This is a genomic window from Mesorhizobium sp. WSM2561 (genome assembly GCF_000513915.1).
Lineage (GTDB): Bacteria > Pseudomonadota > Alphaproteobacteria > Rhizobiales > Rhizobiaceae > Mesorhizobium > Mesorhizobium muleiense.
Genome location: NZ_AZUX01000006.1, coordinates 93,753 through 116,199, shown reverse-complemented (window position 1 = coordinate 116,199; position 22,447 = coordinate 93,753). Strand labels below are relative to the sequence as shown.

General features: G+C 64.3%; 23 protein-coding genes and 1 pseudogene. 13 read left to right on the top strand and 11 right to left on the bottom strand.

Annotation, left to right across the window (positions count from 1 at the left end; genetic code table 11):
* Positions 1-62: 62 nt before the first annotated feature.
* Positions 63-1,160, bottom strand: a complete 1,098-nt coding sequence (locus tag M727_RS0109675; RefSeq protein WP_027152513.1) for a lactonase family protein — start codon at positions 1,158-1,160, stop codon at positions 63-65.
* A 156-nt stretch (positions 1,161-1,316) separates the two neighbouring features.
* Between M727_RS0109675 and M727_RS39810 the strand changes: the two are divergent.
* The 3 genes and pseudogenes from M727_RS39810 to M727_RS0109660 form a co-directional block, all read left to right on the top strand.
* Positions 1,317-1,451: pseudogene (locus M727_RS39810) on the top strand (amine oxidase); the annotation flags it as partial.
* Positions 1,452-1,454: 3 nt separating this feature from the next.
* Positions 1,455-2,615, top strand: a complete 1,161-nt coding sequence (locus M727_RS0109665; RefSeq protein ID WP_027152512.1) for a CaiB/BaiF CoA-transferase family protein — start codon at positions 1,455-1,457, stop codon at positions 2,613-2,615.
* Positions 2,616-2,635: 20 nt separating this feature from the next.
* A complete protein-coding gene (locus M727_RS0109660; protein WP_198032628.1) occupies positions 2,636-3,751 on the top strand; it encodes an extracellular solute-binding protein in 1,116 nt (371 codons plus the stop codon).
* Positions 3,752-3,771: 20 nt separating this feature from the next.
* Here M727_RS0109660 and M727_RS0109655 read toward each other — a convergent pair whose 3' ends face one another.
* Entirely contained in the window at positions 3,772-4,608 is an 837-nt protein-coding gene (locus tag M727_RS0109655) for an amidohydrolase (RefSeq protein ID WP_027152510.1), read from the bottom strand.
* Positions 4,609-4,686: 78 nt separating this feature from the next.
* Positions 4,687-5,475 (bottom strand): IclR family transcriptional regulator, encoded by a 789-nt coding sequence (locus tag M727_RS0109650; RefSeq protein WP_036261960.1) that lies wholly within the window; start codon positions 5,473-5,475, stop codon positions 4,687-4,689.
* A 150-nt stretch (positions 5,476-5,625) separates the two neighbouring features.
* Between M727_RS0109650 and M727_RS0109640 the strand changes: the two genes are divergently transcribed.
* Genes M727_RS0109640 through M727_RS0109630 form a run of 3 tightly spaced genes read left to right on the top strand, consistent with a single transcriptional unit; the run spans position 5,626 to position 7,484 of the window.
* Positions 5,626-5,955, top strand: a complete 330-nt coding sequence (locus M727_RS0109640) for an L-rhamnose mutarotase (protein WP_027152508.1) — start codon at positions 5,626-5,628, stop codon at positions 5,953-5,955.
* A complete protein-coding gene (locus M727_RS0109635) occupies positions 5,948-7,024 on the top strand; it encodes a Gfo/Idh/MocA family oxidoreductase (protein WP_027152507.1) in 1,077 nt (358 codons plus the stop codon). Before M727_RS0109640 ends, M727_RS0109635 begins: the two co-directional genes overlap by 8 nt.
* A gap of 1 nt (position 7,025) precedes the next feature.
* Positions 7,026-7,484 (top strand): MaoC/PaaZ C-terminal domain-containing protein, encoded by a 459-nt coding sequence (locus M727_RS0109630; protein ID WP_027152506.1) that lies wholly within the window; start codon positions 7,026-7,028, stop codon positions 7,482-7,484.
* An 88-nt stretch (positions 7,485-7,572) separates the two neighbouring features.
* Here the strand turns inward: M727_RS0109630 and M727_RS0109625 are convergent, their stop codons facing one another.
* Complete coding sequence (locus tag M727_RS0109625) at positions 7,573-8,277, bottom strand: PQQ-binding-like beta-propeller repeat protein (protein WP_329608231.1); 705 nt, start codon at positions 8,275-8,277, stop codon at positions 7,573-7,575.
* Positions 8,278-8,281: 4 nt separating this feature from the next.
* Positions 8,282-9,502 carry a hypothetical protein gene (locus M727_RS0109620; protein ID WP_027152504.1) on the bottom strand — a complete coding sequence of 407 codons (1,221 nt, stop codon included), beginning with the start codon at positions 9,500-9,502 and terminating at the stop codon, positions 8,282-8,284.
* Positions 9,503-9,628: 126 nt separating this feature from the next.
* Between M727_RS0109620 and M727_RS36155 the strand changes: the two genes are divergently transcribed.
* Positions 9,629-9,901, top strand: coding sequence for a hypothetical protein (locus M727_RS36155; protein ID WP_236388818.1), 273 nt, complete (start codon positions 9,629-9,631; stop codon positions 9,899-9,901).
* A 28-nt stretch (positions 9,902-9,929) separates the two neighbouring features.
* On the opposite strand, the gene M727_RS0109610 is transcribed toward M727_RS36155, so the two are convergent.
* Genes M727_RS0109610 through ehuB form a run of 5 tightly spaced genes read right to left on the bottom strand, consistent with a single transcriptional unit; the run spans position 9,930 to position 13,742 of the window.
* Complete coding sequence (locus M727_RS0109610; protein ID WP_027152503.1) at positions 9,930-10,661, bottom strand: GntR family transcriptional regulator; 732 nt, start codon at positions 10,659-10,661, stop codon at positions 9,930-9,932.
* The gene (gene ehuA / locus M727_RS0109605) at positions 10,658-11,437 is read right to left on the bottom strand and encodes an ectoine/hydroxyectoine ABC transporter ATP-binding protein EhuA (RefSeq protein WP_027152502.1); all 780 of its coding nucleotides are present in this window, start codon (positions 11,435-11,437) and stop codon (positions 10,658-10,660) included. Before ehuA ends, M727_RS0109610 begins: the two co-directional genes overlap by 4 nt.
* Positions 11,434-12,093, bottom strand: coding sequence for an ectoine/hydroxyectoine ABC transporter permease subunit EhuD (gene ehuD / locus M727_RS0109600; RefSeq protein ID WP_027152501.1), 660 nt, complete (start codon positions 12,091-12,093; stop codon positions 11,434-11,436). Before ehuD ends, ehuA begins: the two co-directional genes overlap by 4 nt.
* Positions 12,065-12,817, bottom strand: a complete 753-nt coding sequence (gene ehuC, locus M727_RS0109595) for an ectoine/hydroxyectoine ABC transporter permease subunit EhuC (protein ID WP_036261958.1) — start codon at positions 12,815-12,817, stop codon at positions 12,065-12,067. The genes ehuD and ehuC overlap by 29 nt, the downstream gene beginning before the upstream one ends.
* Positions 12,818-12,872: 55 nt before the next feature.
* Positions 12,873-13,742 (bottom strand): ectoine/hydroxyectoine ABC transporter substrate-binding protein EhuB, encoded by an 870-nt coding sequence (ehuB, locus tag M727_RS0109590; protein ID WP_023800462.1) that lies wholly within the window; start codon positions 13,740-13,742, stop codon positions 12,873-12,875.
* A gap of 216 nt (positions 13,743-13,958) precedes the next feature.
* Between ehuB and M727_RS0109585 the strand changes: the two genes are divergently transcribed.
* The 6 genes from M727_RS0109585 to M727_RS0109560 all read left to right on the top strand — a co-directional run bounded on the left by M727_RS0109585 (position 13,959) and on the right by M727_RS0109560 (position 21,448).
* Positions 13,959-15,149: a M24 family metallopeptidase gene (locus M727_RS0109585; protein ID WP_036261954.1), complete on the top strand. Its 1,191-nt coding sequence runs from the start codon at positions 13,959-13,961 to the stop codon at positions 15,147-15,149.
* 76 nt (positions 15,150-15,225) lie between these two features.
* Entirely contained in the window at positions 15,226-16,374 is a 1,149-nt protein-coding gene (locus tag M727_RS0109580; protein WP_027152498.1) for a Xaa-Pro peptidase family protein, read from the top strand.
* A 9-nt stretch (positions 16,375-16,383) separates the two neighbouring features.
* Positions 16,384-17,640, top strand: coding sequence for a sarcosine oxidase subunit beta family protein (locus M727_RS0109575; RefSeq protein ID WP_027152497.1), 1,257 nt, complete (start codon positions 16,384-16,386; stop codon positions 17,638-17,640).
* 16 nt (positions 17,641-17,656) lie between these two features.
* Positions 17,657-17,950: a sarcosine oxidase subunit delta gene (locus M727_RS0109570; protein ID WP_198032626.1), complete on the top strand. Its 294-nt coding sequence runs from the start codon at positions 17,657-17,659 to the stop codon at positions 17,948-17,950.
* Positions 17,947-20,901 (top strand): sarcosine oxidase subunit alpha family protein, encoded by a 2,955-nt coding sequence (locus M727_RS0109565; protein WP_027152495.1) that lies wholly within the window; start codon positions 17,947-17,949, stop codon positions 20,899-20,901. The genes M727_RS0109570 and M727_RS0109565 overlap by 4 nt, the downstream gene beginning before the upstream one ends.
* Positions 20,894-21,448 (top strand): sarcosine oxidase subunit gamma family protein, encoded by a 555-nt coding sequence (locus M727_RS0109560; RefSeq protein WP_027152494.1) that lies wholly within the window; start codon positions 20,894-20,896, stop codon positions 21,446-21,448. The genes M727_RS0109565 and M727_RS0109560 overlap by 8 nt, the downstream gene beginning before the upstream one ends.
* Here the strand turns inward: M727_RS0109560 and M727_RS0109555 are convergent.
* Complete coding sequence (locus M727_RS0109555) at positions 21,414-22,445, bottom strand: phosphotransferase family protein (protein WP_036261951.1); 1,032 nt, start codon at positions 22,443-22,445, stop codon at positions 21,414-21,416. The genes M727_RS0109560 and M727_RS0109555 overlap by 35 nt on opposite strands.
* Positions 22,446-22,447 lie beyond the last annotated feature (2 nt).

Sequence of the window (22,447 nt, the reverse complement as noted above, 5' to 3'; positions counted from 1 at the left end):
ATGGCTCAGCCGAAATCACAGGACCGTGCACGCCCTCGCTGCTGGAAGGGAGACCAAGGCTTTCAACGCACGATCTTCACGCACATTGGCGTGCCGATTTCGATAAACCGCCCGGTGTCGGCCAGCCGCCCCGTGGCCGCGTCGCGTGCAAGAATCGAGATGCGGTCGGCGTTCTGGTTGGCCGAGAAGAGATGGCGACCTGAGGGCGTCAGTGCCAGATTGCGCGGCGTAGCGCCCCCACATGGCGCATGGTCGACCAGCGCAAGCGTGCCTGTCTGCTGGTCGACAGAAAACACGGCGACACTGTCATGCCCGCGGTTGGAGCCATAGAGGAAGCGGCCGTCGGGCGATATCTGGATGTCGGCGCAATGATTGCCGTCGCGCGCCGCGGCCGGCACGGCCGGCTTACCGTCGATCTCGGTGAGCCTGCCTGACGCTTCGTCCAGCGCAAGCGAGACGACCGTCGAATCCAGTTCGTTCATAACGAACACGAAGCGCCCGCCCGGATGCAGCGCCACGTGACGTGGCCCAGCGCCGGGCGCAAGCGCCGACTCCGCCAGTCTGGTCAGGCCGCCGTCGGGCCCGATGCGGTACGAGACAAGCCGATCGATGCCGAGATCCGCGACGATCGCCACGCCACCGGCAATCGTCTCGGTGACGCTGTGGGCATGGGGACGTTCCTGACGAACTGCGTCGGGACCAGTTCCGCGATGGGCGACGCTAGACAACGGCGCAGTCAGGCCGCCATCGTCGTGCAGTCCGTAAACCACGACTGAGCGATCGGGGCCGCCTTCGCCCATGCCATAATTGGCGACCAGCAGCTTCGTCCCGTCGCGCGTGAGGTTATTGTGCGCCGTGATGCTGCCAAGCGTCGGCTGCTTGTTGATGTAGGAAAGCGTGCCGGTTTGCCTGTCGAAGCGGTAGGCCGAGACCACGCCTTCGCGCCAGGTGAACACTTCGGAATTGGCATAGACATGGGAGCCGTCCAGCGTCACCGACAGGAAGGTCGGATTGTCGACGTCTCCCGTCTCGGCCAGTTTCCTCGTCTCCAGCGTCTCTTCGTCGAAACTGTAGACGCAGAGCCCAACGCCGCGCGCGCCCTGAAAATAAGGCGCCTCGCGGTTGAGGCTGCCGACGAAGACCAGACAGGCGTCCTGCATCGAAATCCCCCTTGTTCCGCCGGCACCCAGCCGCAGCGGAGCGGCAAATTTCGCCTGTTCACGCTTGAAACGCAATCCCATATGTGAAAATACTATTCACTAGAGAAGATCGAACGCGGGACCGATCGTGCAATCCAATCTCGACACGAAACCCAGTACAAGGCGATGGGGCTGATCCGCGCCAGCTATGAAGTCTTCAAGGGTGAAGGAGAACTCGTGCTTTATTGCGAGCACCTGCAGACGGTGAAGTGCCGGATTCCGGCCGATTTCGCCGGCAAGACTGAGAAATAGGCGATGGCTGCCATTGCCGAATTGCCGCTGACCGGGCTCGTCGTCGTCGACATGAGCCAGTTCCTGTCAGGGCCCTACTGCTCGCTGCGGCTGCTCGACCTCGGAGCCCGCGTCATCAAGATCGAGCGACCGGATGGCGGTGACCTGTCGCGCCGGCTCTATCTCAGTGACACCGAGATCGGCGGCGATTCCACCATCTTCCACGCCATCAACCGGGCCAAGGAAAGCTTTGCCATCGACCTCAAGGACGCGGCGGATCTGGCGTCGCTGCGCGGCCTGCTGGCCAAGGCCGACGTGCTGATCCAGAATTTCCGCCCCGGCGTCATCGAGCGCCTGGGTCTCGACTACGAGGCGGTGCGCAAGATCAATCCGCGCCTGGTCTATGCCTCGATCAGCGGCTATGGCGAGGAAGGTCCCTGGGTCAAGCGGCCCGGCCAGGATCTGCTGGCGCAGGCGCGTTCCGGCGTGATGTGGCTGAACGGCGACGAGGACCAGGGACCGGTGCCGTTCGGCCTGGCGATTGCCGACATGCTGGCGGGCGCCGCCGCCGCGCAAGGCATCCTTGCCGCACTGGTGCGACGCGGCGTGACCGGCAACGGCAGCCATGTCGAGACCAGCCTGCTCGAAGCGCTGGTCGATTTCCAGTTCGAGGTGCTGACCACGCATCTCAATGACGGCCGCCGCCTGCCGCGGCGATCGGACTTGCGCAGCGCCCATGCCTATCTGTCGGCGCCTTACGGCGTCTATCCGGCCAAGGACGGCTATCTGGCGATCGCGATGACGCCGATCCCGAAGCTGGCCGACCTTTTGGAACTCGAACAGCTTGCGCCCTATCGCGATCAGCCGTCGACGTGGTTCACCGCCCGCGACGAGATCAAGGCGATCATTGCGCAAACAATCGCGACGAAAACCGTCGACGAATGGCTTGCCATCCTCGAGCCCGCCGACATCTGGTGCGCCAGGGTGCTGACCTGGCCGGAAATGATGGCCAGCGAAGGCTTTCAGGTGCTCGACATGCTGCAGACAGTGACGCGCGAGGATGACGTCTCGATCCTCACCACGCGTTCGCCGCTGAGGGTCGATGGCGTCCGCGCCAAGGTCGAGCGGGCGGCGCCGCGCATCGGCGAGCACAGCGCAAAGATCCGCGAGGAGTTCGGGCTGTGAGCGACGTGACGCTCAAAGGCATGACCTGGAGCCATCCGCGCGGCTACGACCCGATGGTCGCCTGTTCGGGACTGTGGAAGCGGCAGACCGGCGTTACTATCGAATGGGACAAGCGCTCGCTGCAGGACTTCGAATCGTTTGCGGTCGGGGACCTGGCCCGCGCCTACGATTTGATCGTCATCGATCATCCGCATGTCGGCCAGATCACCGCCGAGACTTGTTTGGCGCCGCTCGATGTCGCTGGCCGCGAAGCGGAGCGCGCCGCTCTGGCGGCGGGCAGCGTCGGCCAGTCCTATCCGAGCTACAACTGGCAAGGCCGGCAGTGGGCGTTTCCGATCGACACGGCCGCCCAGGTGCAGGCGTGGCGGCCTGACATGCTTTCCGCCGCGCCGGCGAACTGGGCCAAGGTGCTCGATCTGGCGCGGCAAGGCCGCGTGCTGCTGCCGCTGAGGCCGCCGCATTCGCTGATGATGTTCTACACGCTTGCCGGCAATCTCGGCCGGCCCGCCGTCGAAGAGCCTGGCGACCACGTAAACCCTGACATCGGCAGCCGCGTTTTCGAGATGATGCGCGAGATCGCGGCGCCGGCCTGCCTTGGCATGGACCCGATCGACGTCCTGGAGGAAATGGCCAGCTCCGGCACGCGGATCGCCTGTGCGCCGCTGATCTACGGCTATGTCTCCTATGCCATCGCCGGATTCCGCAGCAGCCGCCTTGCCTTCGCCGACATTCCGCCTGCCGGCGACACCGGTGTAGTCGGGTCGGCGCTCGGCGGAACCGGCATTGCCGTGTCGGCCTTTTCGAAGGCCACGCAAGAGGCCATCGACTTCGCTTACTGGATCGCCAGCGGCGAGGTGCAGCGTGGCCCCTATGCGTTGGCCGGCGGCCAGCCCGGCCATGCCGCAGCCTGGGACGATGCAGCCGTCAATGCAGCCGCCGGCAATTTCTACATGGACACCCGCGCCACGCTCGAGGGTGCCTGGGTCAGGCCACGCCACGATGGCTACATGGCCTTCCAGCAGGCGGCGTCCGATCGCATCAATCTCGGCCTGACCGAAAAGCACGATGCGGGCCGCGTCGTCGCCGATCTTAATCGGCTGTTTCTGGAGAGTTTCCGGCGCCCGGCGCCGAGCTGAGGCAGAGTTCGCTAACTTCTCTACAAACGCCAAAGCCGCTTCGCATTGGCGGAGAGCAGCTTTTGCCGTTCATCGATGCTTGCTCCGGCAAGCAGCGCATGCGTCGCCGCAATCCAGGTCGCAAGCCCGCCGCCTAGCGTGCAGACCGGCCAGTCGCTGCCCCACACGACCCGGTCCCAGCCAAAGCATTGGATGGTGTGCTCGACATAGGAACGCAGCGTTTCGACAGTCCAGGATCCAGCGTCCGCATAGGCGACCACACCGGAAATTTTGCCGACGACGTTCGGCCGCCGCGCGATCTCCGCCATATGCTCGCGCCAGGGATGCTCACTGCTGCCCTTGATGTCGGGCACGCCGCAATGGTCGAGCACGAACTGCACGTCCGGCGCGAGGTCGGCAAGCGCAATCGCCTTGGGGATCTGATGCGGCAGGACGACGAGGTCAAAGGTCAGTTTGGTGCCGGCAAGCCGCTTGATGTTTTCGCGAAACAGCACGCCTTCCGAAAGCTCGTCCGGCACGACGTGGAGCACACGGCGAAAACCCTTGACGAAAGGATCGGCACGCTGGCGCTCGAGATAGGCGGCAAAGCCCGGCTCTTCCGGACGGCAGGAGGCTATTGCCCCGCGCAGCAAGCTGTCGTTCTGGTGTGACAGCGCCTTTACGTGACTGGTCTCAGCCTCGATATCGGCCGGATCGACATCGACCTCCATGTGCAATGCGCCCTCTATGCCGGCGCGGCGGGCCTGGACTGCATATTCGTCGTAGGAGAAATCGCGGTTTAGCGCCGGCACGCCGGAGAGCCAGGGATAGCGCAGCGCCGACTGGTCGATCAGATGCAGATGGGTATCGAAGATCATAACGGCGCTCCTCTGCACTTCCCGATCATCTCACGCCCTAGATCATCTCAGGGGGAAATTCTTCGTTCAAACAAGACTCTATTTCGTCTGCCTGGCCACGGCACCCGCCAGTTGCGATAGCTTTTCAGTCGCGGCCAGCAACAGTTCTATCGTCCCGGTGATATCGGGCGCCCTGGGTGCGTTGACCAGAGTTACGTAGGGGATCGACAGCGCGGCGATCGCCCTACCGTCCGAGCCAAGCACGGGTGCCGACAGGTTGAACACACCGGCGGTCTGCATTGAGGCCATCATCTCATAGCCGCGTTCACGAATCTGGTCGAGACGAGCGAAGAATTCCGGCGATTGAGGCGGCTTGTCGGTGCTGCGCAGATGTTCGCAGATCATCATCTGCCGCTCTTCGGGCGAGCGGAACGCCAGCAGCACATGCCCGGAGCCGGTGTCGAACAGGCTGACATGGGCGCCAACGCGAATCGAAATGCCCCAATAGTCCGGCGCCTCCTGCTGGGCGATCACCACCGCAGAGCCACGGTCGAAGACGACAAGCTGGTTTGCCTGCTGCGAGGTTTCGGCAAGTTCCCGCATCAGTGGCGTCGCATAGGAAACCAGCCGCCGCACCGGCGCGTGCAGATGCGCCAGGCCAAACAGCTTGAGCGTCAGCGAGTAACGGTCGCCATCCGGCCGCGTGACGTAGCCGCGCCGCACCAGCCGGTCCAGCATGCGGTAGAACTCGTTGGGGCTGCGGTCGAGCTTTTTGGCGATTTCCGCCTGGGTCAGGCCGCCATCGACGCCGGCCAGAAGCTCCAGGATGTCGAGACCCTTGTCGAGCGCAGGCGCGCGATAGCGGTCATCGTCCTCGTCCTCCGCCATAGTCACTCCCCGTGGTCAGCATCCGAAAGGACCATCGGCTTGGTGATTGTGTAAATTATTTGTTTGTATGTAAATAGTGGGCAGATCACCGCCGGTGCAACGCAACGCATCGCGGCATTCATAACGACGATAGTGAAACAGGAGCCGGACATGCAGCGGATGGCAATGGTGCTCGGCCTCAAGCCGGAAAAGGTCACCGAATATGTGCGGCTTCACGCTGCCGTCTGGCCTGAAGTGCTGGCGATGATTTCCGCCTGCAACATCAGGAACTATTCGATCTATCTCAAGGAGCCGGAGCACCTCTTGTTCAGCACTTTCGAGTACCACGGCACCGACTATGCCGCCGACATGGCGAAGATGGCCGCCGATCCCAAGACGCAGGAATGGTGGGCGCTGTGCATGCCTTGCCAGGAGCCGCTGCCGACCCGCAAGGAGGGCGAATGGTGGGCATCGATGGACGAAGTCTTCCAGCATGACTGATGGCGTATTCGACCCAGCCTGGCTCTCCCAGTCCTGGGCGAAGCCATCGAAGCCGCGGCCGATCGTGATTTTCGGCGCCGGCTCGATCGTTGGCGACGCGCATTTCCCGGCCTATCGGAAAGCCGGCTTTCCGGTCGCCGGGCTTTTTGATCCCGACCACGCCAAGGCGGAAAAACTCGCGGCCAACTGGGGCGTCACCGCTTACCGGTCGATCGAGGAGGGTACGTCAATCGACGGCGTCATCTTCGACCTGACGACGCCGCCGGCTCATCATGCCGGCGTGCTCAGGGCGTTGCCCGACGGCGCCGTAGCGCTGATCCAGAAGCCGATGGGCAGCGACCTCACCGAGGCGAGCGAGATCCTCGAAATCTGCCGCGCCAAGAAGCTGAAGGCGGCGGTGAATTTCCAGCTCTGCTTCGCGCCGATGATGCTGGCGCTGAAGGGTGCGATCGCCAGGGGCTGGCTGGGCGACGTGGTCGACTTCGACGCGTGGCTGGCGCTGGCGACACCCTGGCAGCTCTGGGAGTTCCTGCTGAAGGCGCCGCGCGTCGAGATCGCCATGCACTCGATCCATTATCTCGACCTGATCCGGCAATTGCTCGGCGACCCCAGGGGCGTTCACGCCAGGACGCTCGGTCATCCCGGTCACAAGGTTGCGCAAACCCGCACCAGCGCGATCCTCGACTATGGCGACACAGTGCGCTGTGCGCTGTCGATCAATCATGATCATAAATTTGGCCGAAAACACCAGGCCTGCGAGTTCCGCATCTGCGGCACCGAGGGCGCCGCCTATCTCAAACTCGGCCTCAATCTCGACTATCCGCGCGGCGAGCCTGACATTCTTGAAATCTATCCGAAGGGCGGCTCCGGCTGGGTCACGGTGCCACTCGTCGGCGAATGGTTTCCGGACGCCTTCGTCGGTCGCATGGCCAATGTCCAGCGCTACGCTTGCGGGGAAGACGCCGAACTTGTCAGTTCCGTCGAGGACGCCTGGAGCACCATGGCGCTGGTCGAGGCCGCCTACCAATCGAGCGCGGCGCCGGCAACACCGATCGCGGCGAGGCCCTGACATGGAGCAGACGATCTATTTCGAGGATTACCAGATCGGCTCGTCGCGCATGACCAGCGGACGCACCATCACCGAGACCGACTTCGTCGTGCATGCCGGCCATACCGGCGATTTCTTTCCCCACCACATGGACGCCGAGTTCATGAAGACGACGCCGTTCGGCCAGCGCATCGCGCATGGCACGCTGGTCTTCTCGGTCGGCGTCGGACTGACAGCAAGCGTCATCAACCCGGTCGCGTTCTCCTATGGCTATGACAGGTTGCGCTTCATAAAGCCGGTGTTCATCGGCGATACGATCAAGACCCGCACCACCATCTCGGCCAAGCAAGACGACCCAAAGCGGCCAGAGTCGGGTCGCGTCATCGAGCGCTGCGAGGTGATCAACCAGCATGGCGATGTGGTCCTGGCTGCCGACCACATCTACATCGTCGCGCGTCGCGACAAGCCCAACAGCGCTTAAGGGCTCCAGCGATCCGGTCCGCCGCATTGATGGCCGCTCCCGGCGGACGGTTCGTCAAAGCGGAAAACTTGCCCGCCAGCCGCTTCGGTTACTTGCTCGTCGGGTCGACCGGGGTTTCGGAGCCTCGCCTGGGTCGGCGGATGGCCCTCACCTTGCCGCTGTTTCCACCGCCGCAAAAGAACTGATCGCCACCATCGGACTCGAGCCCCGACACGCCTGTTCCAGGCGGCATATCAAGCTTCTCCAGGACCTTTCCGGTTTCAGGATCTATCCGCCTGACGTCGCTCTCGTCACCTTCCCAGGTGCCGTGCCAGAGTTCGCCGTCGATCCAGCTGACCCCTGTGACGATACGGTTGGAATCGATTGTGCGAAGAACTGCCCCTGTCTGGGGGTCGATCTGATGGATTTTGCGACCGCGATTCTGCCCCACCCAAAGTGAGCCTTCGGCCCAGGCGAGCCCGGAGTCGCCGCCGCCACCTGGCGCCGGAATCGTGGCGAGCACGCGGCCAGTGTTGGGATCGATCTTCTGAATGCGATCTTCGGCGATCTGGAACAGGTGCTGGCCGTCGAAGGCCGTTCCTGCGTGCGCGGCGACATCGATCGCGCGCACCACCTTGCCGCTCGCAGGGTCCAGGGCGTTCAGTCTGTCTCCTGACGCAAACCAGACGTGCTGACCGTCGAACGTAACCCCAGCCACCTGGTCGACACCCGGAAAGGGTCCATATTCGCGGAGGACTTCGGCTGCAGATCGTTTCATGCTTCTCCTCCACCTCAGATCTGTTGGCTTGTCCACGACACTAGTGACCCGACAGTGAGCCGGGGAGTAACAAGATTGTCGGGAATCCCGGTACGGGCGGGGTCATCCAACGGCGCGCTCGCCCGCGGCCGAACGACTGCACCTTGCCTGCTGCCGCAAGCTGCTCGAGCGAGCGCTGCACGGTGCGCGAGCTGGCTCCGAGCGCAATTGCGAGCGCCGAGCTCGACCACGACTCGCCGTCGGCGAGGAAGGCGAGCACCGCTGCATGCGGCTCGTCGGCGGGCGGCGCCAGCACCACGACATCGCGTGGGCGGCGCGGCTTAAGCGCAAAGCCTCGCTTGGTCGCGCTCACATCCGCCAGTGACCGCAACTCCACCCGAAGCCGACCGACTTCGACCCGCAACCGGGCGCGATGCGATTCATCGGCGTGCTTGCCGCCGAAGGCGCGTGCGACGAGCGTGCTCCGCGGCACGTCTGCGGGCCAGGCTTCGCCCAGCGCACGCGCAAGCGCGAACAGGACCGGGCGCGTCGCCAGCGAGACGATCATGCCGGCGTCCCGCACGATATTGCGGCAGGCGTCGACGACGAGTGCCCCCGACGCCAGCAGCGCTTCGACCTCCTCGAGCAGGAGCGGGCGCTCAACCCCGCGCGCGATCAGGCGCGCCGCGGGCGTGTTCATCACCAGGGATGCGCCTTCAACCTCGGCCGTCAGCGCTGGAATGTCCGCCTGGCCCGCCGCGTGCTCGGCCCGCCCGATCGCAGCGCGCGCCGCCTTGGTGCGGAGGCGGCGTATCGCGATCCCCGCAATCACCAGCTCGTGGGCGGCCCTCGACGCGGGTGGGAGCGTTGTCGGGTCGAAGCCAGCCAGCCTGCCCTCCGCCTCATCGAGGCGTCCGATCAGGAGCAGGCGCCGAGCTTCGAGATTGCGCGCATGCGCGGCATTGACGTGGTCGCCGTGTTTTTCAAGCGTCGACCGCGCGGCGTCGAGTGCCTTCGCCGGCCAGCCGAGGTCGCGCGAGACGAGCGCGATCTCGGCTTCGGCGACGACGCACCTCGCGCGTGCCACCGCCTCTCTCGGACCGAAGGCGCGCGCAGCACTTTTGAGAAGAGCCTTTGCTCGAACGAGATCGCCGAGCTGCGCCATCGCGATGCCGCGCAGCGCAAGCGCGGGCGCATCCTCACGCAGGGCGACCCGCTTCAAAGCGCCAAGAGGATCACCCGTCGCAAGGGCGCGCGCCGCAGCGGTGATCAGCGAGTCCATCGGAATCCCGTCACACTTGTCACTCTCACCTTTCGATGTCCGGTCCTAATCTATCTCAGCACCAACAACCAGCGCGCCGTGTCGAAAAGGGATGACGTCTCGATGACACTCCACCCCGACCAGAAGATGCCGCCCGAAGGCAGCGGATCTGCCGATTTCCCAACCGACAATGTCGCCGCCCGTGGCGCGGCCGACTGGCTATCGCTGGCGGCCGCGCCCACCTTCGCAATCATGGCGCTGCTGACGGCCGTTACCGGTGATGCCGACATGATCTGCGCGGCGCAAGATGCGTCGCCGCTGAACGAAATGGCGATGATGTACTTGCTGATGAGCGCCTTCCATTTTGCGCCCTGGCTGAAGCTGGTCGCCGGCCGACGAAGCGGTGCCCACCGGTCGTGACCCGGGCGTGCGCCAGGTCAAACGTGAATTACAGAGTTCCGCCGGATAGGTTGACCTCGCCTGCATGACGCATCATGCGGCGAAAGCTCATCGAGATATGGGCTCGCCTGATGTGCCCGATCGACTCCCAGTCGCCGATCTCGGCGGCGGCAAGCACCTCTTCCATTTCGCGGCGGAACGCAGTGAACTCCTCGACCAGGCCCAACTGCGGCATCATCTTCAGGACGACGCGCGCGACCTGAAAATACAGGCGCTCGCTGATCTCGCGCAGCGGCTGGTTGCCGGTCATCGCGGTGAGCTCGTAGAAAAAATCCATGTTGAGGCGCAGGAAAGCGCGCTGGTCGGGATTGAGCACATCGGAATCGCAGCGCGCGATGAGTGCCCTTATCCGGTCGAGGTCGTCCGCCGTGCGCGGGATCGGCGAAAGCTTGCCGACGAGGAGCGCCAGCTCCAGGCGCAAGTGATAGACCTGCTGCAATTCCTCGATGTCGACGTCGGTGACGATCGTGCCGACGCCATGGACGGATTGAACCAGACCCTCGGATTCGAGGCGCGCCAGGACACGGCGAACCGGCGTGCGGCTGATCTGGAATTCCTGGGCAAGCTCTTCCTCGGAGAGATGGCTGCCGGGCGCATAGTCGAGCAGGCAGATGCGGTCGCGCAGTATCCGGTAGATACGCTCGAACCGCTCCCGCGCCGAGAGCGGGCGCGGCGGTGCGGCGGGCACGGCCAGGGGCGTGGCAGTCGTCTCAAGCGTCATCCAGCCTCCAGGACAGCGTGCAGGAACTGCCGCGTCCGCTCGTTCTTGGGGGCGCCGAACAACTCGTTTGGCGGCCCCTGCTCGCAGATCTTGCCGGCATGGAAAAAGCAGACGCGATCGGAGAATTCCTTGGCAAATCCCATCTGGTGGGTGACCATCAGCATGGTGAGGTCATGTTCCCTGCCGAGTTTTCGGATGACTTCAAGCACCTCGCCGACGAGTTCGGGGTCGAGTGCCGAGGTCACCTCGTCGAACAGCATGATCTTGGGCCGCATGGCGCAAGCGCGGGCGATGGCGACACGCTGCTGCTGGCCGCCGGAAAGCTGCGAGGGATAGTGGTCCTTCTTCTCCGACAGGCCGACCATGTCGAGCAGCTCGGCCGCCCGCGCCTCGGCATCGGCCCGCTTCATGCCGAGCACGGTTATGGGCGCCTCGATGCAGTTCTGCATCGCCGTCATGTGCGGGAACAGGTTGAACGACTGGAACACCATGCCGATCTTGGCGCGGATCTTGCGGATGTGCGCGAGATCGGCGGGAACAAGCTTGCCGTTCCTCTCCATGTGGGTGAGCGGCTCGCCTTCGACCCAGATGACGCCGTCATTGATCGTCTCCAGCGTCATCAGCATGCGCAGCACCGTGGTCTTGCCGGAGCCGGACGGCCCGATGATAGAAACCTTCTCGCCGCGTGCTATGTCCAGATTGAGCCCGTCGAGAACGGTCAGCGCGCCGTAGCGTTTCGAAACATTGTCGAAGCGGACCATCGGTTGTTCCGTCATCGCATGGTCCTCCGGTTGAGCAAGCCTTCGAGGGAGCGAATGAGCGCGGCAGAAACCAGGCTCATGGCAAGGAAGAACAGGCCGACCAGCGTCATCGGCTCAGTGTAGCGGAAGGTTTCGGAGCCGATGATCTTGGCGGTCTGCATCAGCTCCAGCACGGCGATTGCGGAAAGCAATGGCGTCTCCTTGAACAAGGCAACCAGATAGTTGCCGAGCGCCGGAACGATCGGCGGGATCGCCTGCGGAATGATGATGTCGCGGAACGTCGTCCAGGCTGACAGATTGAGTGCGACCGAGGCTTCCCACTGGCCGCGATGGATGTTGTCGAAACCGGCGCGATAGACCTCGGAACAATAGGCAGCGTAGTGGATACCGATGGCAAGCACCCCGGCGGTGAAGGCGTCGAGCACGACACCGAATTTCGGAAAGACGAAATAGAGAAAGAATATCTGGATCAGCAACGGGGTCGACCGGATCAGTTCGACCAGCACCGAAATCGTCCAGCTGGTCCACGGCACGGCGATGCGGACCACCGCCAGCACCAGGCCAAGCGAGGCGGCAAGCGCAAACCCGATCAGCGTCGCCTCGATGGAAACGATGGCAGCGCTGGCGAGCACCGGCAGGATTTCAAAAGCAAATGCCCAGTCCCAGATCATGCTGCCTTCCCCGCGCCAATCCGAGCGAAGCCCGCCTTTCGAGAAGCCGCATGCCGATGGTCACGACCAGCGACATTGCCAGGTACATCAGCAGGACGAGGGTGAAGATCGGAATGGTCTTGAACGTGTTCTGGTTCATTTGCTGCGCCTTGAAGGCGAGGTCCGAGAGCGTGATCAGCGAGACCAGCGCTGTCGATTTCAAAAGCTCGATGAACAGATTGCCCCAAGGCGGGATCATGGCGACGAAAGCCTGCGGCAGGATGATCCGGCGCAGCATCTGGGGGCGGCTCATGTTCAATGCGGTAGACGCCTCCCACTGTCCGCGGGCGACGGACTGGATCGCGCCGCGCACGACTTCCGATCCGTAAGCACCAACGTTCAGGCCGAGCGCCAGGACAGCAACCAGAAATGCGTTGAGCGTGACACCGAATTGCGGCAGCACGAAAAACAGCCAAAACAATTGCACCAGTGCCGAGGTGCCGCGGAAGATCTCGACATAGACCGTGGCCAGCAATTTGAGCGGCGCCGGGCCATACATCCTTGCCAGCGCCGCCAGCACGCCCATGACGATTGCCAGCAGGCTGCCGAGGATAGCGATCTCGATCGTCAGGACCGCGCCTTGCAGCAGCCCCGGCATAAACACTTTGTAAGATTCCTGCGTTGCCAAGGCACCGATCACGACAAGCGCGACGACCAGCATGGCAACGAGCGTACGGATTCCCATGCGGATTCCCCCAGGAAAAAGGGGCGGCGCTTTCGCGCCGCCAGCAGTTGGGAACCTATTTGCCCGCGCAAAGCTCCGCGGTGGTCTTGTTGGGCAGGTAGTCCTTGCCGAAGCCGAGCGGCTCGACCAGCGCGATGTGCTCCGGCGAACCGAGGAACGTCTTCAGCTCGGCGTTGAACGCCTCCTGCAGGTCGGTATCTTCCTTGCGGAAGCCGAAGCCGCCATGGCCTTTCACCGACTTGCCGGCAACCTCGCCGAACGGCTTGGTCGATTCGACGCCGTCGGCCTTCTTGGCCATGTCGGCGATCGAAAGAGCGGTTAGCGCGGCAGCGTCGGCACGGCCCGACTGGACGGCGGCGACCAGACTGGACTGGTCGGGCAAGGCAACGATCTGCCCGGCGGCGACACCAGCGTCCTTGGCATAGCCGCCCTCGACGGCGCCGGCCATCACGGCGAGCTTGAGATCCGGGTTTTCCTTGATGCTGGAAAAGTCCTTCACGCCCTTCGGATTGCCTTTTGCCACCAGCATGGCCTGACCGATGCCGTAGGACGGCTCGGAGAAATTGATCTCGGCGCAGCGCTTCGGATTGATGAACATGCCGGCGGCGATGATATCGAAGCGGCCGGCCTTGAGACCTGGGATAAGCGAGCCGAACTCGGTCAGCACGCCGTCAACCTGCGCGATACCCATCTTGGCGAGTACCGCCTTGGCAACTTCCGGCGCTTCGCCGGTCAGCTTGCCGTCAGGCGTGGCGTAACCGAACGGCGCCTCGTTGGCAAAGCCGACGCGGATATAGCCGTCCTTCTTGGCCTGTTCGAGGGTGGTTTCCGCATAAGCGGGCAGCGCCGTGAATGATGTCGCGGCAAGCGCGAGGCAGGCGGCGGCTTTCACGACCATCCGGCGCGATATCGATGATTTGAACATGCTTTTCTCCCATTGAACAACTGACTGATATTCCCGGGCGCGGCCTTCTTCGAGGTCGACACCTGTCTGTCAAGACGTATACAACTGCCCTAGACATTGTGCAAGCTAAGATATAAAAACCACATAAATCTGGCAATAATTCGTAGTCAGACCACACATTATTGCCAGTTGTGCACAATTTAAGAAAAAACCAGCGTACCGGCAGGTGGGATTTCGGTGGCGAGCGCGAGCGGTTTCGGGACTTTCACGCAAGCGGAGTATGCGCAGCGCCTGGCCGGCGTGAAGTCACGCATGGAGAAGGCCGGCTTCGACCTCATCATCTGTCAGGACCCAGCTAATATGTGCTGGCTGACCGGCTATGACGGATGGTCGTTCTATGTTCCGCAATGCGTGCTCGTCCATCTAAGGGAAAACCGGCCGATCTGGTTCGGCAGGGCGCAGGACGCCAGGAGCGCACGCCTGACCACCGGCCTGCCGGAGAAGAACATCGTGCCGTTCTCGGAACGGCTGGTGCAGCAGCCCGTCGAACACCCCTATGACGAACTCGCCCAGCTGATCCGGTCGCGTGGCTGGGGAAACGCCCGCATCGGCGTTGAGATGGACGCGCATTATTACACCGCGCGCTGCCATGCCCATCTCGTCAGCGGGCTGCCTGACGCGCACTTCGCCAACAACCACGATCTCGTCAACTGGGCGCGGCTGGTCAAATCCGAAGCCGAGCTGGCGCTGATCCGCGAGGCCGGTGCGATCTGCACGCACGCCATGAAACGCGGCATCGAAAAAATGCGGCCCGGCGTGCCGCAGAACCATGTCATTGCGGAAATCTATCAGGCACAGATCATGGGCGTGCCCGGAGCGGGCGGCGACTATGCCGCGATCTGTCCGCTGATGCCCGTCGGCGAGGGCACCAGCACGCCGCATCTGACCTGGTCCGACGCGCCGCTGCCGGACAGCGGCCTCGCCATTCTGGAGATCGCCGGGGTGCGGCGGCGCTATCATGCGGCGCTGACGCGGACCGTGCATTTCGGCAAGCCGCTGCAAGCCCTCGTCGACATGGCCGAGGCGATTGTCGAGGGCGTCGACGCCGGCCTTGAGAAGGCGCGCCCCGGCTACACCGCCGAAGAGGTGGAAGCCGCCTGGCAGGCAGTGTTGAGGAAGAACGGGCTGAAGAAGGAGAGCCGCGTCGGCTATCCGGTCGGGCTCGCCTACCCGCCCGATTGGGGCGAACGCACCGCAAGTCTTCGTCCCGGCGACACCACCGAGATGCAGTCCGGGATGTGCTTCCATTTCATGGCCGGCGTTTGGCTCGACGATTTCGGCATCGCCATCTCGGAATCCTTCGTCGTCACGGATCGCGGGGGCGAACGCCTCTGCGACCTGGCGCGCGAACTCATCGTCATCGACTGAGCATGGGGACTGGAAGCCGGTCACTGACGAAAGATCATGCCGGCAACGAAACCGGTAACAAGCACGAGGACGCCTGATGGACCGTAATCCGTTTTCCGAGGCCGAAATCGCCGACCGCCTTGTCAGGGTCCGCACGGCGCTGGCCGAGCGCGAGCTCGACGCGGCGGTCTTTGCTTCGCCGGAGAACGTCTTCTACCTCACCGGGCTCGATCACTGGGGATATTTCGCCCCACACCTGCTGATCGTGCCGCTCGAAGGGAAACCTGTCCTGGTCACCCGCTCGATGGAAAAGGTGACGATCGAGAAACAGGTGACGGCAGCGGAATTCCGCGGCCATTCCGACAGCGAAACGGCGGCCGACCTTGCCGCGCGGGTGCTTGCGGAGCTCAGCCTGTCCGGCAAGCGGATCGGCGTCGAATACTGGACGGCCGGCCTCAGCCATGGGCTTGCCGTCGCCCTGCAGACGCAGGCCGGTGCCAGATGGAGCGATGTTTCCGGGCTGGTCGACAAGATGCGGCGGGTGAAGAGCGCCGAGGAACAGGCGCTGATGCGTCAGGCGGCACAAGTGACCGACGCCGCCGCCGGCGCCGCGATCGCAGCGATCTCGGACGGCGCCTCCGAACAGGAGGTCGCGGCCCAATGCGTGTCAGCAATGATCCGCGCCGGCGGTCATGCTCCGGGCTTCGGCCCGTTCATCCGCCCAGCCGCCCGCCTGGGCGAGGAGCACACGACCTGGGGCGACGGGATCTACCGCAAGGGCGAGCCGGTGTTCGTCGAACTGTCCGGCTGCATCTCGCGCTATCACGCGCCGCTCGGCCGGCTCGTTCGCATCGGCCATATCAGCGACGAAGACGCCGCGATGGCGGAGGTGACCGCCAGGGCGTTCGATGCCGTCGTCGAGGCACTCAGGCCCGGCGCCAGGGCGCGCGACGTCTACGCCGCCTGGCAGACCGTCGCCGACGAGGCCGGTCTTTCCCACTATCGCCGCCATCACTGCGGCTATCTGGTCGGCGCCGGCCAGCCGCCATCATGGACCGGCGGCAATTCGGTGACCGGCTTGAGGCGCGATTCCGATCTCGAAATCGAGACCGGGATGAGCTTCCACATCCTGTCGTGGCTGATGGGCACCGGTCGCGGCGATGACTTCGTCTCCAACACCGTGCTTCTGACCGATGCGGGCGCCGAAGTGCTTACCCGCACGCCGGCCGGCCCGATCGTTCGATAGGCCGCAGGCATGGCGCGCTACTCGGCATTTTCGATTTTCCGCAACGCGCTGTCTGGCCAGAAGAATTGGCAGCGCGCCTGGCGGGCAGCGGAGCCAAAACCGTCCTACGACGTGATCGTCATCGGCGGCGGTGGACACGGCCTCGCTACCGCCTTCTACCTCGCCGAGAACCACGGCATCCGCAACGTCGCGGTGCTCGAAAAGGGCTATGTCGGCGGCGGCAATGTCGGCCGCAACACCACCGTCATCCGCTCCAACTACCTGCTCGACGGCAACACCCAGTTCTACGAATTCTCGATGAAACTCTGGGAGAACATGTCGCGGGCGCTGAACTTCAATGTCATGTTCTCGCAGCGCGGCCAGCTCGTCACCGCGCATTCCGCCGACCAGCTCGACGGCTTCAGCCACCGCGCCAACATCATGCGGCTGAACGGCATCGATGCCGACATCCTCGACCGCGACGAGGTGCGCCGTCTCGTGCCCTATCTCGATTTTTCCGATACGGCCCGCTTTCCGATCCATGGCGCTATCTTCCAGGGCCGGGCGGGCACGGCCCGCCACGACGCCGTCGCCTGGGGCTATGCGCGCGCCGCCGACGGCCATGGCGTCGACATTATCCAGAACTGCGAGGTGACAGGCTTCCTCCGCGACGGCGACAGGATCGTCGGCGTCGAAACGACGAAAGGCGGGATCGGCGCCGGCAAGGTCGGCCTCGCTGTTGCCGGTCATACATCCGTGCTCGGCGGCAAGGCCGGCCTGGAACTGCCGATCGAAAGCCACGTCCTGCAGGCCTTCGTCACCGAGCCGCTGAAGCCGTTGGTAGACCATGTCGTCGCCTATGGCGCCGATCATTTCTACGTCAGCCAGTCGGACAAGGGCGGGCTGGTCTTCGGCGGCAATCTCGACGGCTACAATTCCTACGCCCAGCGCGGCAATCTGGGCGTCGTGCGCGAAGTGGCGGAGGCGGCGATCGCTCTGATGCCGTGCATTTCGCGCATTCGACTGCTGCGCCATTGGGGCGGCGTCATGGACATGACGCCCGATGCCAGCCCGATCATCTGCCCGACACCGATCGAGGGCCTCTATCTCAACGGCGGCTGGTGCTATGGCGGCTTCAAGGCGACGCCGGCTTCCGGCTGGTGCTTCGCCCACACGATCGCCACCGGCAAGCCGCATCCGTTGATCGCAGCCTACGGGCCCGATCGTTTCCGCACCGGCTACACGCTCGACGAGGCCGGCGCCGGCCCCTCAGCCTGGCTGCAATAGGAGGCGCAAGACAATGCTGCGCATCGAATGCCCCTGCTGCGGTCCGCGCGACCATGACGAGTTCCGCTACAGCGGCGACGCTTCCGTCACGCGTCCGGCGCACGACGATCCCGATCCCGAGGCCTGGTACCGTTACGTCTATGTCAGGACAAATCCGGCGGGCCTGCACCGCGAGTTCTGGCAGCACGTGACCGGCTGCCGCCAATGGCTGGTGGTCGAACGCGACACGCGCAACCACGCCATTGCATCGGTCGAGCTGGCCAGGAAATTGTCGGCCAGGAAATCACCCGCCAGGAAATCGCCGGCATGAGTTCGAACCACAAGCGGTTGTCGATGGGGGGCCGTATCGACCGCGAGCAGCCGGTCGAGTTTACCTTCGACGGCCGCGAACTGGCTGGATATCGCGGCGACACGCTTGCCTCCGCGCTGCTCGCCAACGGCGTCACCCTGGTCGGGCGCAGCTTCAAGTATCATCGTCCGCGCGGCATTTTTTCCGCCGGACCCGAGGAACCGAATGCGCTGGTCACGCTCGCAACCGCAGGCAGGCGCCAGCCGAACCTGCCGGCGACGACACTGGAGCTCGAAGACGGCCTAATCGCGGAAAGCCAGAACCGCTGGCCATCGCTTGCCTTTGACGTGCAAAGCGTCAACGGCCTGCTGGCGCCGTTCCTTTCGGCCGGCTTCTACTACAAGACCTTCATGGGTCCGACGCACCGCGCCTGGATGTGCTACGAGCATTTTATCCGCAAGGCGGCCGGGCTTGGCAGAGCCGGCACCGACCCTGATCCCGATCGCTACGACATCAGTCAAGCCTTTGCCGATGTCGCAATCATCGGCGGCGGCCCAGCGGGATTGTCGGCGGCGCGTGCTGCCGCAGCGGCCGGCGCGCAGGTGGCGCTGATCGAACAGGATTTCCTGCTCGGCGGCCAGCTTCTGGCGGAAGCTTCCGACAGCGCTGCGGCCGCATGGCTGAGACAGGCCGAGGCCGAGCTGGACGGCTTCAAAACCGTCGCCCTGATGAAGCGGACGACCGCCTTCGGCATCTATGACGGCAATGTCATCGGACTGGTCGGGCAACGCGACCCAGCCAATCCGCGGCCGGCCGGCGAAGTGCTGCAGACATTGACCATGCTTCGCGCCCGCTCGATCGTTTTCGCCACCGGCGCCATCGAGCGACCAATGGTATTCTCGAACAACGACCGACCCGGCGTGATGCTTGCGTCGGCCGCCCGGACCTACCTCAACCGTTTCGCCGTCCTGCCCGGCAAGAAAATAGTCGTCGCCACCAGCAATGACGGCGCTTGGCGCACCGCCTTCGACCTTGCCGATGCCGGCGCAGAGGTGACGGTTGCCGATGTTCGCGCAGCGCCGCCCACAGCGCTTGCCGCAGAAGCCGGACGGCTCGGCGTGCTGGTGCGGGCCGCAACGCGCATCGTCGACCTTAACGGCGGCCATGCCGTCAGGCGTGCAACGCTCAGCGGACCGGACGGCCAGTCCGAGGCCGCCTGCGACCTGGTCTGCGTGTCCGGCGGCTGGTCGCCGACCGTGCATCTCACCTCGCATCTTGGCGTCAAACCTCAATATCGCGACGACATCGGCGGCTTTGTGCCGGGCGCGTTTGCGGCGGACCGGTTCGGCGCCGGCTCGATGATGGGAATTTATTCGACCGCCGATGCCGTCGAGGACGGTCATCGCACCGGCACCGCGGCAGCATCATTCTGCGGCAAGTCGGCGCCGGTGCCTGCTCCATCGAAACTCGATCTCGGCGAGACCGCCGCGGCCCCGCTTCGCGAGGCCCTGGCCGTCGGACGTGGAAAGGCCTTCGTTGATTTCCAGATGGACGTGACGACCAGGGATATCGAACTCGCCTATCGCGAGGGCTATCAATCGGTCGAGCACCTGAAGCGCTACACCACGCTCGGCATGGGCACCGACCAGGGCAAGACCAGCAACTTTGCAGCGCTTGCCGCGATGGCGGCCTTACGCAATGCAACCATCCCCGAGACCGGCGCCACGACCTTTCGACCGCCCTATACGCCGGTCGCCATCGGTGCGCTTGCCGGACGCGCCATCGGCCATCATTTCAAGCCGATCCGCCGCACGCCGATGCACGACTGGCACATGGCGAACGGCGCCGAGATGCTGGAGGTCGGGCTCTGGATGCGGCCCTATTTCTACAGGCAATCCGGGCTCGCCGTGAACGAAGCCTATGTCGCCGAAATGCGGAGTGTGCGCCAGGCCGCAGGCATGATGGACATCTCCACCCTCGGCAAGATCGACGTCCAGGGCCCGGATGCCGCGATTTTCCTCGATCGCATCTACGCCAACGGCTTTGCCAAACTGCCGGTTGGCCGTGCGCGCTACGGCGTCATGCTGCGCGACGACGGCATCGTCTTCGACGACGGCACCACGACGCGACTGGCCGAGAACCGGTTCTTCATGACCACCTCGACCGCCAAGGCCGCCGACGTGCTGTCGCGTCTTGAATTCCTGCTCGATATGGCCTGGCCGGATTTGCGCGTAGCCGTGACCTCGGTGAGCGATGAATGGGCGGCGATGTCGGTTGCCGGACCGAACAGCCGTGCAATTCTTGCTGCGGCATTTCCCGCTCTCGATGTTTCCGACGCGGCACTAGCGCATATGGGATTGCTCGAAAGCGAATGGCAGGGTCGTGCGCTCCGCATCCTGCGCCTCAGTTATTCCGGCGAGCGCGCCTACGAAATCTATGTCGGCGCAACTGCCGGTGAACAGTTTTGGAGCCGGCTGCTCGAAGCAGGCAGGCCGCTCGACCTGAAACCTTACGGCGTCGAGGCGCTCGGCGCGCTGCGCGTCGAAAAGGGCCATGTTGCCGGACCTGAAATCGATGGGCGCACGACGCTCGACGATCTTGGCCTCGGCCGCATGGCGGGCAAGCGTACCGGCTTCGTCGGCGACGTGCTGCGACGGCGCCCCGCCTTCCAGGCGCCCGACCGCCAGCGCCTGGTCGGACTGGAATGCATCGAGGAGGGAAAACGCCTTCGCGGTGGCGCCATCCTGTTTCTGCCGGGCGAGAAACCTTACGGCCACGGGCGCGGCCGCGTGACTTCCGTCACCTTCAGCCCCGAACGCGGCCACTATATCGGGCTGGCCCTGCTTTCCGGCGATGTCGCCAGCGAAGGAAGCGAGGTCGTGGCCGTCTATCCGATGAAGGCCGAAACGGTCCGTGCCCGAATCGTCTCGCCGGTATTCCTCGATCCGCAGGGGGAACGACTGCATGGCTAGCCCGGATTTCAGCCTGTCCGTGGTCGATTGCCCACTCATCCAGATCGAGGGCTGGGACGGCACGCTGGGGCAATTCGAATCGAACCTTTCAGCATCGCTCGGCATGAAACTTCCCGCCTCGGTCGGAGAGACGGTCCGTCACAAAGGTTTCCTCGTCATCCGCGTCGCGCCTCGCCGCTTGTGGCTGGCTTTCGACGACGGCGCGCAAGCACCTTCGCTTGCCGTCGAACCGGATCTCGGCTGTTCGGTCTCTCTCGGCGAAGGTCGCGTGCGTTTCAGCATGGCCGGGGCCGGCGTCGCGCGGGTCCTCCCCAAATGCATCGCCGTCGACTGGTGCGCGCCGGCGGCCGCTTCGGGCCGCGCCGTGCTGACATCCTTGCACCATGTGCCCGTGCTGTTCCTGCGCACCGGCGATACCGCGTGCGAACTCATCGTGCCGCGAAGTTTTTCGCAAAGCCTCTCAGACTGGATTGCTGACGCCGCGGGGAAAGGACCAGGCGCGAATGCTCCCGTCAGGAGCCGCTCCACGGTCTTGCCCCTTGGATGATCTCTTGAGCACGTGCGGCAAAGCGACCGGCGAGCGGCGACTTGCTGGCAGCATCGGCCGACGCCGCGCTGCCTGCCCGCGCCCGGTCGGCGATGCCGACGAAAATCACCGCGAAACGGAACAGCGAAAAAACCAGATGGAAGCGTTGCAAGGGCGCAGTGGGCACGGCATGCGCGAAATAATGATCGAGGAATTCGCGCTGGCTGGGGATACCGAGGGCGGCATGATCGAGGCCGAGGATGCCGCCATATTCGTCCGGGGTCGAATGCCAGGTCATCAAACAAAAGCCGAGATCGGCGAGCGGATGGCCGATCGTCGACAGCTCCCAATCGAGAATGCCGATCACCTCCGGCTTGCCGGGATGGAACAGCAGATTTCCGAGGCGGAAGTCGCCATGGGCGATCGACACGCGTCCATCATCCGCGGGCAGATGCTGCGGCAACCAGTCGGCGACTGCTTCGAGTGGCGGAATTCTGTCACTCGGCGATTCCCTGAGCTGCCGGGTCCAGCGGCCAATCTGGCGCTCGAAATAGTTGCCGGGCCGGCCGTAGTCGCCGAGGCCGACCGCGTCGGGACGGACAGCATGCAATTTCGCCATCGCTTCGGCCATGCCGAAATAGATGGCGCGTCGCTCCGCGGGGACAAGGCCAGGCAGCGAACAGTCGTGGAAGACGCGACCATCCAGCCGCTCCATCAGGTAGAACGACGTGCCGAGCGGCTCGGCGCCGGCGTGAAAGAGCACCGGCCGCGGCACCGGCACGTTGGTCGCTGCGAGCGCTTCAAGCACGCGGAACTCGCGGTCGACGGCATGCGCCCCGCGCAGGATCGGCCCGGCCGGTTTCTTGCGCAGCACCATGCGATGCGCACCATAGTCGACGAAGTAGGTCGGGTTGGACTGCCCGCCGCCGATCCGCTCGAGCGTCATTGCGGCATCGCCGAAGCGGTTCGCGAGAAAGCCCTTCAATGCAGCAGGATCGAAATCCGCATTCAACGGCATCT